16 protein-coding genes are annotated in these 16,943 nt (G+C 39.6%); 7 read left to right on the plus strand and 9 right to left on the minus strand.

What is annotated here, in order from left to right:
* Positions 1–6 precede the first annotated feature (6 nt).
* Positions 7–1,605, minus strand: coding sequence for a gamma-glutamyltransferase family protein (locus CRI9333_RS04715; protein ID WP_041226354.1), 1,599 nt, complete (start codon positions 1,603–1,605; stop codon positions 7–9).
* 134 nt (positions 1,606–1,739) lie between these two features.
* Between CRI9333_RS04715 and CRI9333_RS04720 the strand changes: the two genes are divergently transcribed.
* Complete coding sequence (locus tag CRI9333_RS04720) at positions 1,740–2,342, plus strand: COP23 domain-containing protein (protein ID WP_015202018.1); 603 nt, start codon at positions 1,740–1,742, stop codon at positions 2,340–2,342.
* Positions 2,343–2,372: 30 nt separating this feature from the next.
* On the opposite strand, the gene CRI9333_RS04725 is transcribed toward CRI9333_RS04720, so the two are convergent.
* From CRI9333_RS04725 to CRI9333_RS04740, 4 genes are all read right to left on the minus strand, one after another.
* Positions 2,373–3,479, minus strand: coding sequence for a PsbP-related protein (locus CRI9333_RS04725; RefSeq protein ID WP_015202019.1), 1,107 nt, complete (start codon positions 3,477–3,479; stop codon positions 2,373–2,375).
* 173 nt (positions 3,480–3,652) lie between these two features.
* The gene (locus tag CRI9333_RS04730; RefSeq protein WP_015202020.1) at positions 3,653–5,248 is read right to left on the minus strand and encodes a serine/threonine-protein kinase; all 1,596 of its coding nucleotides are present in this window, start codon (positions 5,246–5,248) and stop codon (positions 3,653–3,655) included.
* A 31-nt stretch (positions 5,249–5,279) separates the two neighbouring features.
* A complete protein-coding gene (locus CRI9333_RS04735; protein WP_015202021.1) occupies positions 5,280–5,777 on the minus strand; it encodes a gluconokinase in 498 nt (165 codons plus the stop codon).
* A 114-nt stretch (positions 5,778–5,891) separates the two neighbouring features.
* Entirely contained in the window at positions 5,892–6,755 is an 864-nt protein-coding gene (locus CRI9333_RS04740; protein WP_015202022.1) for a tetratricopeptide repeat protein, read from the minus strand.
* 153 nt (positions 6,756–6,908) lie between these two features.
* On the opposite strand from CRI9333_RS04740, the gene psbP reads away from it, so the two are divergent.
* Positions 6,909–7,454: a photosystem II reaction center PsbP gene (psbP, locus tag CRI9333_RS04745; RefSeq protein WP_015202023.1), complete on the plus strand. Its 546-nt coding sequence runs from the start codon at positions 6,909–6,911 to the stop codon at positions 7,452–7,454.
* A 205-nt stretch (positions 7,455–7,659) separates the two neighbouring features.
* Positions 7,660–7,863, plus strand: a complete 204-nt coding sequence (locus tag CRI9333_RS04750) for a hypothetical protein (RefSeq protein WP_015202024.1) — start codon at positions 7,660–7,662, stop codon at positions 7,861–7,863.
* A 290-nt stretch (positions 7,864–8,153) separates the two neighbouring features.
* Here CRI9333_RS04750 and CRI9333_RS04755 read toward each other — a convergent pair whose 3' ends face one another.
* The 4 genes from CRI9333_RS04755 to CRI9333_RS28045 all read right to left on the minus strand — a co-directional run bounded on the left by CRI9333_RS04755 (position 8,154) and on the right by CRI9333_RS28045 (position 12,794).
* Positions 8,154–9,545: a UDP-glucose dehydrogenase family protein gene (locus CRI9333_RS04755; RefSeq protein ID WP_015202025.1), complete on the minus strand. Its 1,392-nt coding sequence runs from the start codon at positions 9,543–9,545 to the stop codon at positions 8,154–8,156.
* A gap of 72 nt (positions 9,546–9,617) precedes the next feature.
* Positions 9,618–10,574 (minus strand): UDP-glucuronic acid decarboxylase family protein, encoded by a 957-nt coding sequence (locus CRI9333_RS04760; RefSeq protein WP_015202026.1) that lies wholly within the window; start codon positions 10,572–10,574, stop codon positions 9,618–9,620.
* Between the two features lie 176 nt (positions 10,575–10,750).
* Positions 10,751–12,562 carry a translation elongation factor 4 gene (gene lepA, locus CRI9333_RS04765; protein ID WP_015202027.1) on the minus strand — a complete coding sequence of 604 codons (1,812 nt, stop codon included), beginning with the start codon at positions 12,560–12,562 and terminating at the stop codon, positions 10,751–10,753.
* Positions 12,563–12,662: 100 nt separating this feature from the next.
* Entirely contained in the window at positions 12,663–12,794 is a 132-nt protein-coding gene (locus CRI9333_RS28045) for a hypothetical protein (RefSeq protein WP_269667514.1), read from the minus strand.
* 82 nt (positions 12,795–12,876) lie between these two features.
* On the opposite strand from CRI9333_RS28045, the gene CRI9333_RS04770 reads away from it, so the two are divergent.
* The 4 genes from CRI9333_RS04770 (at position 12,877) to CRI9333_RS04785 (ending at position 16,866) form a co-directional block, all read left to right on the plus strand.
* Entirely contained in the window at positions 12,877–13,107 is a 231-nt protein-coding gene (locus tag CRI9333_RS04770; protein ID WP_015202028.1) for a hypothetical protein, read from the plus strand.
* 97 nt (positions 13,108–13,204) lie between these two features.
* The gene (locus CRI9333_RS04775) at positions 13,205–13,855 is read left to right on the plus strand and encodes a DUF3386 domain-containing protein (RefSeq protein ID WP_015202029.1); all 651 of its coding nucleotides are present in this window, start codon (positions 13,205–13,207) and stop codon (positions 13,853–13,855) included.
* Between the two features lie 107 nt (positions 13,856–13,962).
* The gene (locus tag CRI9333_RS04780) at positions 13,963–14,211 is read left to right on the plus strand and encodes a NifU family protein (RefSeq protein WP_015202030.1); all 249 of its coding nucleotides are present in this window, start codon (positions 13,963–13,965) and stop codon (positions 14,209–14,211) included.
* A 408-nt stretch (positions 14,212–14,619) separates the two neighbouring features.
* Positions 14,620–16,866: a glycoside hydrolase gene (locus CRI9333_RS04785; protein WP_015202031.1), complete on the plus strand. Its 2,247-nt coding sequence runs from the start codon at positions 14,620–14,622 to the stop codon at positions 16,864–16,866.
* Positions 16,867–16,943 lie beyond the last annotated feature (77 nt).

Consider the following 16,943-nt stretch of genomic DNA (forward strand, 5'->3'; position numbering starts at 1 on the left):
AGTCTCTTATTGAGCAAGAGCCAAACCATCTGCGCGGGGTTCTGAAGCTGCTAAAATTACTTCTCCTATCTTAAGAATAATTTGACCTTTTCCAAATATTCCTTGTGCAGTACTAACCTCGACGTTGTGACCTTGCCTAGCTAATCCAGACATTACTGAAGATGGCACACTTTCCTCTAAAAATACTGTATTTCCTGCAACAAATTGCCATCTAGGAGCATCTAAAGCTGATTGAGGATTCATGCCATAGTCTGCAAGATTAACTACTACTTGTAAATGTCCTTGTGGTTGCATTGATGCTCCCATTACGCCAAACGCCCCTAAAGCTTGATTGTTTTGTGTGAGAAAACCAGGAATAATAGTGTGGAATGGTCGTTTAGCTGGGCTTAATTGATTAGGATGTCCCGCTTCAAGAGTAAAACCAAATCCTCGGTTATGCAGTGCTATACCAGTCTCAGGAATGAGAATACCACTGCCAAAACCTTTGTAATTAGATTGGATAAAAGAAACCATCAAATCTTCGTCGGCGGTTGCTAGATAAACAGTTCCGCCTTTGGGTAAACCTGGTTCAGCAAGTGCGATCGCATTTTCTCCAATTAACTTACGACGTTCTGCTGCATAAGTTAAATCTAAAAGTTGTCCTACAGAAACATCTAAATACCGCGCATCAGCAACATAGCGATGCAAATCTGCAAATGCCAACTTCATCGCTTCAATTTGCAAATGGTAACTTTCTACAGATTCGCGGGCATAACGAGCAATTTCAAAACCTTCTAAGATATTTAAAGCAATTAAAGTAGCTATTCCTTGAGTATTGGGCGGTAATTCCCAAACTGTCAGATCTCGATAATTTGTAGAAATTGGCTCTACCCATTCTGGGCGGTGTGCTGCTAAGTCAGTTGCGGTTAGCAGTCCATTAGTATCAGCAGCAAAATTACTAATTTGCTCTGCTAATTTCCCTTGGTAAAAGCTTTCACCACCACTAGAAGCAATTTCTTTTAAAGTTTGAGCATGAACTTTACTTCCCCATATTTCTCCTGCTACGGGTGCGCGGTTTTTTGGGAAGAATACTGATTTAAAATACTCAAATTCTACACCATTAAGGGGTAAGTATACATTGGCTGCTTGCTGCCAAGCTTGTGCGGTTACGGGTGAAACTGGAAAACCTTCTTCTGCATAGCGAATTGCTGGTAAAAACAGTTGTTCAAATGGTAGCTTTCCCCAACGTTCCCACAAACTACGCCAACCGGAAACTGCTCCTGGTACTGTTACGGGTAGCCAGCCAAACTGAGGAATTTGATTTATTTCTGCAAAATGATCAATAGTGAGATGTTGAGGACTTTTACCTGAAGCATTTAAACCGTGTAGCTTACCATCCCAAACTAAAGCAAAAGCGTCTCCACCAATACCGTTAGAAGTTGGTTCAACTACAGTAAGTGCGATCGCAGTAGCAATAGCAGCATCTACAGCATTTCCTCCAGCCAAAAATATTTGCATTCCCGCCATAGTTGCCAATGATTGGCTAGTTGCTACAGCATACCTTTTGCCTAAAATTACTCGTCGCGCTGAAGGGTAGGGATAGTTAGTTAGGTTGGTTTGCGCCATGATCTCACCACGCATTTAATTTATATATTGCTGCATTTCTATGTAATTCGTAATTAAGAAATCACCTAAATTTGCATAAATATTTAGATAATACTAATTAATCAACACGATTTTTTGGCAAACCGTCGCAGCTTATGAAAATTCGGTTATTTGCACAGGCAGTGAGTGTAAGTGCGATCGCACTTCTTCAAACTGCTACTATTACTCAACCCAGCTATGCTGAGGGCAATACTTTCTTTTGTGGCACAACCAACAATGTACCAGCGACTTTAGTTCAAACCTCACGCGGAGAAGTACCAATGATTCGCTGGGTTTCAAATGACTTCAGCAGTGGCAGCTACACCCCTATGCGTCGGTGTCAGGATGTTTCTGCCAAGTTTCAAAGGTTCAGCGACAACGGCACTTTAAAATTTATTAGAACTGGTATTGTCAACCGCTACCCGGTTTTGTGCCTTGCTAACTCTCCAGGTGGCGAGTGTAAGAACAATGCAGTTATTCTAACTCTCCAAACTGGCAGCGATTCTCAGTTAGTTCTAGAACGTTTACTAAATCTGAGGGCGCGTGCGGCGGGTAGACCTATTGAATTGAGTAGCAGTTCACGTTCACTGATTTTCTACTACGAAGGCGAAGCTTACGTTAATTTACAGCAGTTGCTACAAGAAGTTAAATCAGATACTTCTGCTCATCCCAAGCTTCCTGCTTTAAAGTCAATTCGGTCAGTTGTAAATTTACCTTAACGACTGCTATTATTTTACCTTAAAATAAAATTATGAAATTTCCAAAGACTTAATTATTTCTTTGGCTATTTCTAAAAATTGCTCATATTTAGTTGATGTTGATGTATAGGTAATAATATAAGCTTTATTATTTTTTAAAGTCCACACTTCTAAATTGGTAGGCAAACTATATGGCTGATTAAGACCACTATAAATTAATAGATGGGCTGGACGTTCAGCAATTATAGTTGGTTTTGATTCAACAATCTTAGCATTACTCAAAAACTTTTTAATTTCCCCAATTGACGCATTAGTATATTCATCTAACGACATGGGTTGTTTGGATAAATCTTCAACTCTAATAATAATTTTTGTTTGAGACTGTGTTGAATCATTTTCCTCTGGTGGGATAAATACTGCTACTTCACCTGTAACAGGATTGTGAATATCTTGCCTTTCCCAATTCGATGGATATTTAATTTTGATGCCATTCTGAATATTTTGATAAATTATTAACTTTGGAGTTAGTCTAAAAGACTGTTGATTAACATGAATTTTTGACGGATTTTTATCACTTAAATTTATAGATTCAGGCAAGTTGGCTAAAGATGTCATACAAGCTATAAAGGTAATCAGTAGCGTCATTAAAGTAATGATTTCACTGCGCGACCAATTATTTAAAAAAACTTGTTGAGGGCTAAGTGTTTTGTCAACAGCTTTGTTTGTTTCTAAGTTATGATTATTAATATCCCAAAGTAGCTGTTGATTTTTTTCACGATTAGGTGAGCGTTTAATCTTTACTGCTGCTACATTTTTTATATTTCTACTTATATGAGTTTTAAATCGGTACTTACGATTGTGTAAGCCATCAATAAATTCATAAACTAAATAAAGTTTATTATTTTCTTCAAAATCAGCTAATAATCTGGGGATTTGGTCATATTTACCTAAACTATAAAGTCTTTTTGATTGATTTTTTAAACGTAATTTTGCTACTTCTGTAGTGAACGAACTATCACACCCATAATTAATTTGCTTGATGACACAATAAGCGTTATTATGCAAATAAATATCTTCAGCAAGATAAGTTTCACTTAAACCACTACCGCCCAAGTATTTAATTATTTTGTAACGCTCCCTAAGGGTTGTTCCTAACATTATTTATGAATTGTATTTATCAAGAATGTTATTGGTTAAGATTAAATATAGAAGTTGCTCATTTTATGAACTGGTGACTAATAGTTGGGGAAAAGCTTTACCCTATATAAACTTGGAGACATTATTTAGTAAATACAACTTCAACTAATATTTAATTTTATGGGTTAAATTATTTAATCAATTTCAAAAGTTTTAATCATTTGTTTAGCCGTTTCTAAAGATTCCGCATACTTTTCTGACTCGGCTGAATAAGTAATAATATAAACTTTATTACTTTTCAAAGCCCATACTTCCATGTTAGTAACTAATTCGGATTGTTGATATTTTCCACTGTAAACAATTTTATGGGCTGGACGATGCGCCAATGTAGCTGAACTAGACTTAATAATATTAGCCTCTTGCAGAAATTGCCGGATTTCCCATATAACAGAATTTGTATACTCATCTAGCGTCATCGGTCGTTTTGATAAATCTTCAACTTTAATAACTAACTTTGTAGGAAATGTATCATTGTCGTTTTCTTGAGAAGGTAGAAATATTACTACCTCTGCTGTTACAGGGTTTTGAAGGTCTTGTCTTTCCCAGTTTGCGGGATATTTGATTTTAATACCTTGCTCGACATTATGATAATCAATCCAATTTGTATTAAGCTGGGTTTGTGTTTGTTGGTTAGCTATATTGGTTGCTTGATTTTCTTTTAATAATTTAATAAATATAGGTAACTGAATTAATGTAGAAAGAAATGCTAGTAAGGCAAAAAATAGTGCTGAAGCAGCAATTAACTCACCCCGCGACCATTTATTTACTGATGGTTGTGTTTTCGGGGTGGTGGTAACAGGTGCTAATGGTAATACTGGAGGAGAAATTACTAAAGATGAAGATATTTTTTGATTAAATACACTTTTAATTGCTTGCAAAACTTCATCGGCTGATTGGTAGCGTTCTTGAAAGTTGTAACGCACCATTTTATCTAAGATGTCTGCTAATGCAGGGTTAATATCAATTTGATTTCGCCAAATTATTTCATTTGTAGTTATATCTTTTGGTAAAGGATGTATTCCTGTGAGTGCTTGAATAGCAATTATTCCGGTAGCATAAATATCACTATTAAATTTGGGATTGCCATTAGCTTGTTCGTTGGCTACATAACCAGGAGTCCCAATAGCAACGGTGAAACTTGTCTGTCCTTTATAAGTAGCAATATCTGGAGAAATTTGCTTTGCTGCACCAAAATCAATTATAGTTATTTTGCTATCTTGTTTGCGTCTAATTAAATTTGATGGTTTGATATCTCTGTGAATCACATGATTTTGATGAATAAAAGCTAATATTCCTAAAATGTCGTAAAGAAATACAATTACTTGCTCCTCATTCCACCGTTTACCTAGACCTATTTCTTCGCTTAAGTCGTTACCTTCTATAAACTCTTCAACTAAATAAAATTCTTGGTTTTCTTGAAATAAAGCTAAAAGTTGGGGAATTTGATCGTGTTTACCTAGACGGTGTAATACTTCAGCTTCAGTAGTGAATAATCTTTTTGCTGTTGGCCAAAATAAAGGATCGAGATCTTTGGGACTGAGTTGTTTTACAACGCAGAAAGGTTGTTCTGGTAGATCCTCGTCTTTAGCTAAGTAGGTATCACAAAATTGTCTACTTCCTAACTGTTTAAGAATTTTATAGCGATCGCGCAGTATAGTTTCTAGCATCCGATTAGACGAATGCAGCATACTTGATTTATCTGCGGTGATTTTTTGCGGATCTACATACATAATTAAATTTATAATAAATTTATAAGTTAGTCTAATCTGAGATTTGCAGCTTGTCGATGATCTGCTGGGCTAAAACTGCTGGCGGTTGTGATATATTTACCCAAATACTTTCCTCTAAGGTTGGTTCTTCCAAAGTATCAAACTGACTTTGGAGTAACTCTTGATTCATAAAGTGGTTTTCGCGGTTGCTAAGTCGTTGATTAATTAGCTCAAAGCTACCTTTAAGGTAAACTAGACGCACAATGAGCGAATCACGCCACAGAATTTGACGATAGGTAGCTTTCAATCCAGAACACGCTAATACAATATTTTTCTCCTCCTGCAACCAACTGTCAATAGCTTGTTGCATTGATAACAACCAAGGTATCCGATCTGCATCGCTTAGAGGAATACCTTGGCTCATTTTCTTAATATTTGCTGGTGAGTGGAAGGAGTCGGCATCATAAAAGTCCCAGTTGAGTAACGCTGCAAGTTGCTTACCAATGGTAGTTTTACCGCTACCAGTGACTCCCATAACGATAATAATCATAGGGGTGAGGGGAGGAGGGCGGAGGGAGGAGGGAGGAGAGAATTATTATTATCTAAATTAGGCTTCTATCCTCTGCCTCTACTGATTTGACAGTTAATGGGGGTAAAGTTTAAATCATTGAGTTTGCTGAAGCTGTTTAACTAAAGCGATCGCACTTTGATAATTTTGAGTCTTTTTCTGGCTAAGGTAAAGATCTGCTGCTTTGCGAATATCTTCTATGGCTTCTGCCTTTTTTCCCAGTTGTAAGCTAGTAACACCTCGGTTATAGTACGCTTCTGCAAACTTGGTATCCAGACGTACTGATTGAGTATAATCTTCAATTGCTTTAAGATGGTTGTTCTGGCGATTGTAGCCTAAAGCGCGATTGTAGTAAGCTTTGGCATTTTTCGGGTCAATACTTAAAGCTTGATTATAATTTTCAATTGCAGCAAGATGTTCTCCTAAGTCATCATAAGCATTGCCTTTGTAAATATAGGCATCAGCATTTTTAGGATTAATGCGAATTGCTTGTGTACAATCTGCGATCGCACTCTGATAATTACCTGCAACATAATAGGCATAAGCACGGTTAGAATAAGCATCACCGAAGTCAGGCTTAAGGTTAATAGCTTGGGTGTAATCTTTGACTGCTTCTGAGTAAGATCCTAATAAACTGTAGGCATAAGCGCGGTTATAGAAAGCATCAGCATCTTTGGAATTGATTTTAATCGCTTGATCAAAAAGTGCGATCGCTGCCTTGTAATCGCCATTTTCTAGCTGATCGACACCGCGATTATATAAATCTACAGCACTAATCTGGGTATTTCCCTGCGCCACTACCATTGGCATCTGAATTGGAACTTGTGCCTGTATTGGTGTCATTGCACCGAGTATTAAGGCAAACGGCATCCATACCGAAGCCCCACAAATCGTTTTCTGCTGGATTTTGCTTGTTTTTGGTTGTTGTGCAATCACAATATTTAGATCACTAATTTCCATAGCTAGTACATTGGATGGTAGCTGTTAATTATCAAACCATTTTCTCATTTTCCTCTCCTCTCTCCTCTCTCCTCTCTCCTCCCTCCTCCTCCCGCTTTATTCTGTGAGAGAATGATTAATCTGATCGCTCCAAGGTTTAAAAGGAAAAGGCAAATGCTGAAACGAATTGCCGTAATTTTACTGCTGGTATTTAGTTTAAGTCTGCAAGTGGGTGTTAGCCCTGCAAGTGCCAACGGATTTCAACGATATGAAGATACCACTGACAGCTATAGATTTTTCTATCCTAATGGCTGGGTTGCTGTCAAGGTAAAAAATGGCGCAGATATTGTTTTCCACGATATCATCGAACCGACTGAAAACGTCAGTGTGGTAATTAGCCCAGTGTCTAGGGACAAAAACCTGGCTGATTTAGGAACACCAGGGGAAGTTGGTTATAAACTGGGAAAAAGTGCGATCGCCCCCCCTGATTCTGGACGCACAGCAGAATTAGTCAATGCTGAAGCCCGTGAAGTTGGGGCTAAAAATTATTATATGTTGGAATACGCGGTTAAACTTCCCAATCAAGAACGACACAACTTAGCCAGCGTTGCCATCAGTCGAGGTAAACTTTATACATTCAACGCTTCGACTACCGAAAAGCGTTGGAATAAAGTGCGATCGCTCTTAAAGCAAGTTGTCAATTCCTTCACTGTATATTAGTAATTCATCAGTCAGCTAGAGTGCGTGCGTAGTGGGAGCATTTTGCTTTCTTAATCATCATAGGGGGACAGATGCCCGCACTACCCCTACATAAAAAAAAGGTGTTTTCTTAAAGTGTAATCACTTCTACCTAGTCATCATTTATCTAAATAAAATATAATTTTGTATCATTGATGTTCACCATAATTCAGGCGAAATTTAAGCAATGAGTAATAAAAAGGGTTACAGTTTTTTTGAGGGTATTGTAATTACGTTTGTATTTATTTCCTTTCTCATTTGTGTAGCCATAGTTGCCTTCAAAGTTGGCGGTGGTGTTTTTGATTGGAAAAAATCTTACCCCATATTTTTTACCGGATTTCTTATTTCTTGTTTTATCGCTTATTTGAGTACTAAAAATCCTACTCAATAACTTGCAAAATAAGTTAGGAATAGGAATAAAAAAGGTAAGCTTATAGCACAATATATATTCAAAACCAGAAACAACTCCCAAATTTATTACTAATATGATTTTCGGTTGCTTAAGAATGATTCAAAATTATACTTTTTTAACCTTGCGATCTTTGCGTTAAAAAAAATATAATTTTAATGCCACCGGATTTGATCTAACTTTGAGGTTGAGTATGTGGGTAAAATTAAACGTTAAAGAGTGAAAACCACTCCTGCGTTTATTTATACTCACATACTTAATTGTTAATTGATCTAGCGACCAATTCCCACATAACGGAAACCAGCACTTTCTAATTCTTTGCGATCAAGGAAGTTACGACCATCAATCATCACAGGATTAGTCATTAAAGTAGCCATTTTTTGATAGTCTAAATGGCGGAATTGCTGCCATTCTGTCACCAGTACTAAAGCATCGCAGCCATCAGCCAAGCGTTCTGGATCGGTTTCCACCATCACACCGCCCAAACCGTGACGTATACCGCTTTGAGATGCAATGGGATCGTAAGCTTTAACTTTCGCCCCTAAACGGTTGAGATGTTCAATAATATTGAGTGCGGGTGCATCGCGCATATCATCGGTATCTGGCTTAAAGGTTAGTCCCAGTAATCCAACAGTTTTACCTTTGAGAATTTTTAAAACTTGCTGAAGTTTTTCAACAACAATTAAACGCTGACGTTGGTTAACATTAACAGCAGCTTTAAGCAGATGAGTTTCATAGCCATAGTCATCGGCTGTATGAATTAAAGCAGAAACATCTTTAGGGAAACATGAACCACCCCAACCAATACCTGCCTGCAAGAATTTACTACCAATGCGAGAGTCAAGCCCAATTCCTTGACCAACTTGAGTAACATCAGCACCGACGCGATCGCAAATATTCGCTATTTCATTAATAAAACTAATTTTAGTAGCTAAGAAAGCATTGGCAGCATATTTCACCATCTCAGCAGAATTAATATCTGTCACCACTACTGGTATTGGTGATAAAGACTTGTCTTCTGCATATTGCCGTTCTAAAATTGGGGTGTAGAGTTCTTGCATCATGGCGATCGCTCTCTTGCTATTGCTACCCAACACAATTCGATCAGGATTAAAAGTGTCGTAAATAGCTGAACCTTCACGCAAAAACTCTGGATTACTAACTACATCAAAGTCCGCAGCAATTTCTGCCACCTTCTCATCCAAAGCAACGCCACCTGCACCCACTAAAGACTTTTGGCGTTCTAAAACACCATCAAGCACAATCATCCGCACCCAATCACCCGATCCAATAGGTACGGTAGATTTATTTACAATTACCTTATAGCTGTTATCTAAATGTTCACCAATACCACGCGCCACCGCTTCAACATAGCGGGTATCACTTTCACCATTTGGTAAAGCAGGTGTTCCTACAGCAATAAATAATATTTCTCCATGCGCCACCCCAGCAGCCAAATCTGAAGTAAATTCAAGTTTCCCTGCACTACTTGCAGATTGCATAATTTCTGACAATCCTGGTTCGTAGATTGGAGAATGTCCAGCCTTCATTAATTTGACTTTTTCTTCATTATTATCAACACAGATAACATGATGTCCAATATGAGCAAGGCAAGCTCCAGTCACTAATCCAACGTAACCAGTACCAATAACACAAACACGCATGGGGTAAATTCCTTAAAATATAAGATAAGTTGGGAATGAGGGAAGATTACTTCCCTGTCAGGCTAATTGAATTTATGTAGATGATTTCAGAGGCTGATGGGTTAATTCTAAGCGATCGCGAAAATCATCTATTGTTAGTTTTAACCCTTCTTCCAGAGGAATGGTAGGTTGCCAACCCAACAAAGTTTTCGCTTTTGTAATATCTGGTTGTCGCTGACGAGGATCATCTTGTGGTAGCGGTTTATATATTATTTCAGCATCAGGATTGATCATCCGTTGAATTTTTTGTGCCAGTTCTAAAATTGTGTACTCATCTGGGTTCCCCAAATTAATTGGTCCAATATGATCACCATTCATTAACCGCATTAAGCCATCTACTAAGTCATAAACATAGCAAAAACTGCGCGTTTGTGAACCCTCGCCGTATACAGTTAAAGGTATTCCCCGCAATGCTTGTGCCACAAAATTACTAACTACCCGCCCATCATTTTCCAACATCCTAGAACCATAAGTGTTAAAAATTCGAGCTACACGGATATCTACATTATTTTGGCGATGGTAGTCAAATGAAAGCGTTTCTGCCATTCGCTTGCCTTCATCGTAACAAGAACGAATGCCGATGGGATTAACATTTCCGCGATATTCTTCTGGTTGGGGATGCACATCTGGATCGCCATAAACCTCAGACGTAGAAGCAAGCAGGAATCGCGCCTTCACACGCTTGGCTAACCCCAACATATTTAGCGTACCAATAACATTAGTTTTAACAGTTTTAACTGGGTTGTATTGGTAGTGGACAGGAGAAGCAGGGCAAGCGAGATGATAAACTTGATCTACTTCTAGTCGAATAGGTTCAGTAATGTCGTGGCGGATTAATTCAAAGTAAGGATTATCCAGCCATTTTATAATATTGCGCTTGCTCCCAGTGTAGAAGTTATCTAAACAAATAACTTCCTGACCTTCTGCCATTAAGCGATCAATCAAATGGGAGCCAACGAAACCTGCTCCACCTGTAACTAAAATTCGCATTATTTTAAGATTTCCTAAGCTGTAAATTTGTCTTTAAAATCAACATTAGGCTGCTTCGCTGTCTCGCACAAATATATTTTTCCCATTCATCACAAAAAAAATAACACGATCCGCAGCCAATTTTAAGTTTGAGTAGCCCCAAAATTTAATTTTGGGGCATTTTTTCAGGAGAAAATTTATCCCTGATCCAGACGTAGTACCGCCATAAATGCTTCTTGAGGCACGTCAACCGTACCCACAGATTTCATCCGCTTTTTACCCTTGGCTTGCTTTTGCAATAATTTTTTCTTTCGGGAAATGTCTCCGCCGTAACATTTTGCCAACACATCCTTTCTTAATGCTGGAATTTGTTCACTCGCAATTACTTTACTGCCAATAGCTGCTTGAATCGGTACTTTAAATTGATGGCGGGGAATTAATTCTTTTAATTTTTCCGCCATTGCCCGACCAACATTATAGGCTTTATCCCGATGAACAATCATTGCTAAAGCATCGACTGGATCACCATTAATCATGATGTCTAATTTCACCAGAGTATTTTCGCGATAGCCAATTACTTGATATTCCATGCTGGCATAACCGCGTGTGCGAGATTTCATCTGGTCAAAAAAGTCTGTCACCACTTCCGCTAGTGGTAACTCATAAGTTAAGGTTGTCCGCCCTTGGGTTAAATACTTGATGTCTGTGAAGATACCCCGCCGATTTTGACACAATTCCATTAACGTGCCAACGTACTCTTCTGGCGTAATCATCTCTACTTTTACATAAGGTTCTTCAATTTTGTCTCGGTATTGAGGATCGGGTAGATGACTAGGATTATCAATGTACAATACTTCTCCTTTAATAGTTGTTACCCGATAAACCACAGAAGGAGCAGTAGTAATTAAATCCAGATTGTATTCTCGTTCTAACCGCTCTTGGACGATTTCCATGTGCAGCAAGCCTAAGAAACCACACCGGAAACCAAATCCCATTGCGCTAGAGGTTTCTGGCTCATAATTGAGTGCGGCATCATTAAGTCTAAGTTTCTCCAGTGCTTCTCGCAAATCTGGGTATTGATCGGCATCTGTGGGGAACAAGCCACAAAATACCATTGGTTTCGCTTCGGTGTAACCAGGTAAAGCTTCTGTTGCTGGCGCATTAACAAGAGTAAATGTGTCGCCAACGCGGGCATCTCCCACAGCTTTAATTGCCGCAGCGAGATAACCTACTTCCCCTGCATGAAGTTCTTCTAGTTGTACCTGGGTAGGTGAGAGTACACCTAATTCATCAATCTGGCATTCTTTACCAGTAGCCATCAAGCGGATGCGATCGCCTTTTTTGACTGTCCCATCCATTACCCTGAAGTACACCACCACACCGCGATAGCTATCGTAGTAACTATCAAAAATTAATGCCCGTAACGGTTGAGCAACTGTATCGCTTGGCGGTGGGACTAGGTGAACAATAGATTCGAGAATTTCATTAATCCCAACACCTTCTTTTGCAGAAGCCAAAATTGCACCACTACAATCAAGCCCGATAATTTCCTCAATCTCAGATTTTACTCGCTCTGGTTCAGCGCCTGGTAAATCTATTTTGTTAAGGACTGGAATAATCTCTAGATTATGATTAAGGGCAAGGTAAACATTAGCCAGAGTTTGCGCTTCTACCCCTTGGGAAGCATCTACTACTAACAGCGCCCCTTCACAGGCTGCCAGACTGCGCGAGACCTCATAAGAGAAGTCCACGTGACCAGGGGTATCAATCAAGTTGAGGACATACTGCTCGCCATCTGCGGCTGTGTAGTTCATCCGCGCTGCTTGCAGCTTAATAGTAATCCCACGTTCCCGTTCCAAGTCCATGTTGTCGAGGAACTGTTCCTTCATCTCACGGGCTTGTACAGTACCTGTAGTTTGCAAGAGTCGGTCTGCTAATGTCGATTTTCCGTGATCAATGTGGGCAATGATGCAAAAATTACGAATACGAGAAACGGGAACGTCAGTCATAGATATAAAGAGCAGCAGTATACTGAGCAGTAATAAAAATTTGAGTAGGCTTAATGTATTTTAATCTTTCTGTTGTCTATCCGCAGATAGTAGCAGGAAGTCACCTGTTATTAGCAGCTAGATTATAGGTGTAAGATTGGGCGATCGCATCTAAGACGTATAATCTCATCTCAAGAAAAATTGATACTAATAGCACTGTTAGCCCTAGATCAACTATTCTGGAATTATCCATGTCCAGTCAACTTCATCAACTGCCCTGCCAATCACCGCACCCCTAAGTTGCTATTTAAAATTTTCCTAAATTTTTAGTACCTATGAACGATCGCACTTTATCTTCCCAGTCTGCGACTGACAAGGCAGAAATCTCTATCCGTCTCGATCCAGAACTTTTAAATCAAATCAAACACCTGACTAATGATCCTAGTAAGGTGATTGAAACAGCCGTTAGACAATGGCTTAGAGGGGAAACAAAGCAAGATGAAGAATTGACCCGCTCACTACCCCGCAACCCGCCTGTTCCGCCTAGAGGCGAATGGAACGATTGAGTCAGTAAACAGTTAACAGATTAAAATTTGCTGTTTACTCCCCCTAAAACCGCAAAGCTTTTTAAACTGAACAAGAAGTAGATTGTATCAAGATATCATGACAGAACAAAAAAACGCCCGTGATTTATTTCAGGTTGCCTACGAAAACCGCTACACTTGGGACGAAAATTTTCCTGGTTACAGTGCAGATATAGAACTCAAGCAAAATGAGGAAGTTTACACTGGTAAAATTCGCATCAATAAAGACTTGAGCGTGGAAGTTACAGGGATAGAAGATGAAACTGTCCAAGAAAGTATATATACCCAACTCAGGGATGTAGTCACCCACCGCAAACGGTCATTTTTTGAAAAAGCTCATGGTAAAAATGAGTTTACTTTAGGCAGTCAAGATGATACAGGTGCTTTAGAAATCCTCGTCAAAGGCGACGCGATGGGTTCTAACTATAAAATTAGGGGTAAGGAAATTTGCCAAGTTAGTCGGGTTATGGGTCGCATGGCTTTTGTAATTGATACCCAGGAAAGCTTGGATACAGGAAAAGGTTATGTGTCAACTGGCTATGATGTGATCTTCCGTAATCCTCAAACAAATGAATTGATTAAAGAATTAAAGTTTGAAGATAGCTATGAGCAGATGGGCGATTATTATGTGATGAATCGTCAAGTAGTGCATTCAACTGAGCAAGGTCAGCAGACTACGACCGAGTTTAATTATAAAAATGTCAAATTGCTAGAACCAGCAGTTGTTTAGCTCCCCCTGCTCCCTATGCTGGTAACAACACCCCTTTATTTTGCGGGTGGACTAGGATCAAAATAGCTGCCTACGGGTGGCACAATCGCACTTCACAGAGGTAAATGATGTCGGCAACACAAACAATGGAATTAACTACTGAAAACGTAGAAAAAGTTTTGGATGATTTGCGTCCTTACTTAATGTCTGATGGTGGAAATGTTGAACTGGTAGAGATAGAGGGTCCAATTGTCAAGCTACGGCTACAGGGCGCTTGTGGTTCTTGCCCTAGTTCAGCTATGACACTGAAAATGGGAATTGAGCGTCGCTTAATGGAATTTATCCCTGAAATTGCTGAGATTGAACAAGTCTTTTAATTTCAGGATTGAGTATTTAAGACACCCAATAGGGTGTCTTTTTATTATTTTGTTAGTAAATATCAACATTTTGTTGTTTTAAATAAAATTTAAAAAATAAGTAGAAATGCGATCGCGGAGAGAAATTAACCGCGAAAAACCTCCAGTCAAGAGTTGGAAAACAGATGTATCCTCTCCAGCTTTTCAACAACTAAATTTCAAGAAAACTGAGCAGTGATGATCACCTTGTAGAGACGCGCCCTGGCGCGTCTCTAAATTTCCATGAAAGGAGATGTCTAATAGTTAAACATACTTAAATATGCCATCATTTTTTGTCCTTCTCCTTACCAAAGAGAGGGGCTTAAGGTGGGATGATGACTTTATATTTTGTAGGTTGACCTACTTACTAATTACTTAGCTTTCAGTTATATGCCCCATCCTTTATACGTCGCTTTCATCTGGCATCAACACCAACCTTTATACAAATGCCGTGACAGTGTTTCGGTTTCTCCTGGTAAGTACCGTTTGCCTTGGGTACGCTTGCACGGTACTAAAGATTATCTGGATTTAATTCTGCTGTTGGAACGTTATCCCAAGCTACATCAAACGGTTAACTTAGTTCCTTCGCTGATTTTACAAATAGAAGATTACATCGCGGGTACGGCATTAGATCCTTATCTAACTGTGGCACTAACGCCAACTGAACAGCTAGGAGCGGAACAACATCAATTTATAATTCAGCATTTTTTTGATGCAAATCACCATACTCTGATTGATCCCCATCCCCGTTATGCAGAACTTTACCAGCAACGGCAGGATAAAGGACAAGCGTGGTGCTTGGAAAATTGGACTCCACAAGATTATAGTGATTTACTGGCATGGCACAATCTAGCTTGGTTTGACCCTTTGTTTTGGGATGATCCAGAAATTGCTCAATGGTTGCAGCAAGGGAAGGGTTTTACGTTGGGCGATCGCCAACGCATTTTCTCCAAGCAGCGAGAAATCTTGAGCCGCATTATTCCCCAGCACCGCAAAATGCAAGAATCTGGGCAGCTAGAAGTAACTACAACTCCTTATACTCACCCAATTTTGCCTTTATTGGCAGATACAAATGTTGGTCGGGTGGCAATCCCAAATATGACTTTGCCACAGCATCGTTTTCAATGGTCAGAGGATATTCCCAGGCATTTAAACAAAGCTTGGTATATGTATAAAGACCGCTTTGGGGTAACGCCTCGTGGTTTGTGGCCTTCGGAACAAGCTGTTAGCCCTGCAATTCTGCCTTATGTTGCGGAACAAGGTTTTAAGTGGCTATGTTCTGATGAAGCTATTTTAGGTTCTACTCTCAATCGCTTCTTTCAGCGTGATGGTGCTGGAAATGTTTTAGAACCAGAATTGTTATATCGCCCTTATCGTCTGGAAACTGAGCATGGTGACTTGGCGATGGTGTTCCGCGACCACCGTTTATCCGATTTAATTGGGTTTAGCTATGGTTCAATGGAACCAAGGCGGGCAGCAAGCGATTTAGTGGGACACTTAGAAGCGATCGCACGTACCCTCAAACACAGACAACCAGGCGGTGGTACTACTATCGAAAATCCTTGGTTAGTCACAATTGCTTTAGACGGTGAAAATTGCTGGGAACATTACTCTCAAGATGGTATACCTTTCCTAGAAAACCTCTATCAAACTCTCAGCGACCATAAAGAAATTAAACTGGTGACGGTTTCTGAATTTCTCGAGCAATTCCCAGCAACCGAAACATTACCCGCAGATCAACTACATACAGGTTCTTGGGTAGATGGCAGTCTCACAACTTGGATAGGCGATCCTGCTAAGAATAAAGCTTGGGATCTATTAGCAGCAGCGCGACAAGTTTTGGCAAACCATCCAGAAGCAACAGAAGAAAATAATCCTGAAGCTTGGGAAGCTTTGTATGCAGCAGAAGGTTCTGACTGGTTTTGGTGGTTTGGTGAAGGTCATTCTTCCAACCAAGATGCGGTATTTGATGAGCTATTCCGCGAACACCTTAGTGCTATTTATCAGGCATTAAATGAACCAATTCCGCCAGAATTAAAGCAATATGTAGAGGTTCATCAGGCACGTAGCGATCACCGACCTGAAGGTTTTATTCATCCCATGATAGATGGACGCGGAGATGAGCAGGATTGGGATCAAGCGGGTCGGATTGAAATTGGTGGGTCGCGGGGTACTATGCACCAAAGCAGCACCATTCAACGGCTTTGGTATGGAGTGGATCACCTTAACTTCTATCTGCGGTTAGATTTCAAGGCGGGAATTAAACCAGGGGTTGATTGCCCTTCTGAGTTAAATTTGCTGTGGTTTTATCCTGAAAAAACCATGCACAATAGCCCAATACCACTAGCAGATGTGCCGCATGAAGCGCCTCTAAATTATCAATTCCACCACCAACTAGGAATTAATCTGCTGACGCAATCAATTCAGTTTCAGGAAGCTGGGGAAAATTGGGAATGGCATCCGTGTTTAAGTCGCGCTCAAGTAGCTATTGATAATTGCTTAGAGGTGGCTGTACCTTGGGCAGATTTACATATTCAGCCAGATTATCCTCTGCAAATGATTTTGGTTTTGTCTGATGATGGCTGTTTCCGTAGTTATTTACCGGAAAATGCTTTAATTGCGATCGATGTTCCTTAAGAGGCGGAGCCTCGATTAATTCGTTCCCAGGTTGAACCTGGGAACGAGAATTCTTTACGGCTAACCCGTCAGATCAG

The sequence above is a fragment of the Crinalium epipsammum PCC 9333 genome, assembly GCF_000317495.1.
Lineage (GTDB): Bacteria > Cyanobacteriota > Cyanobacteriia > Cyanobacteriales > PCC-9333 > Crinalium > Crinalium epipsammum.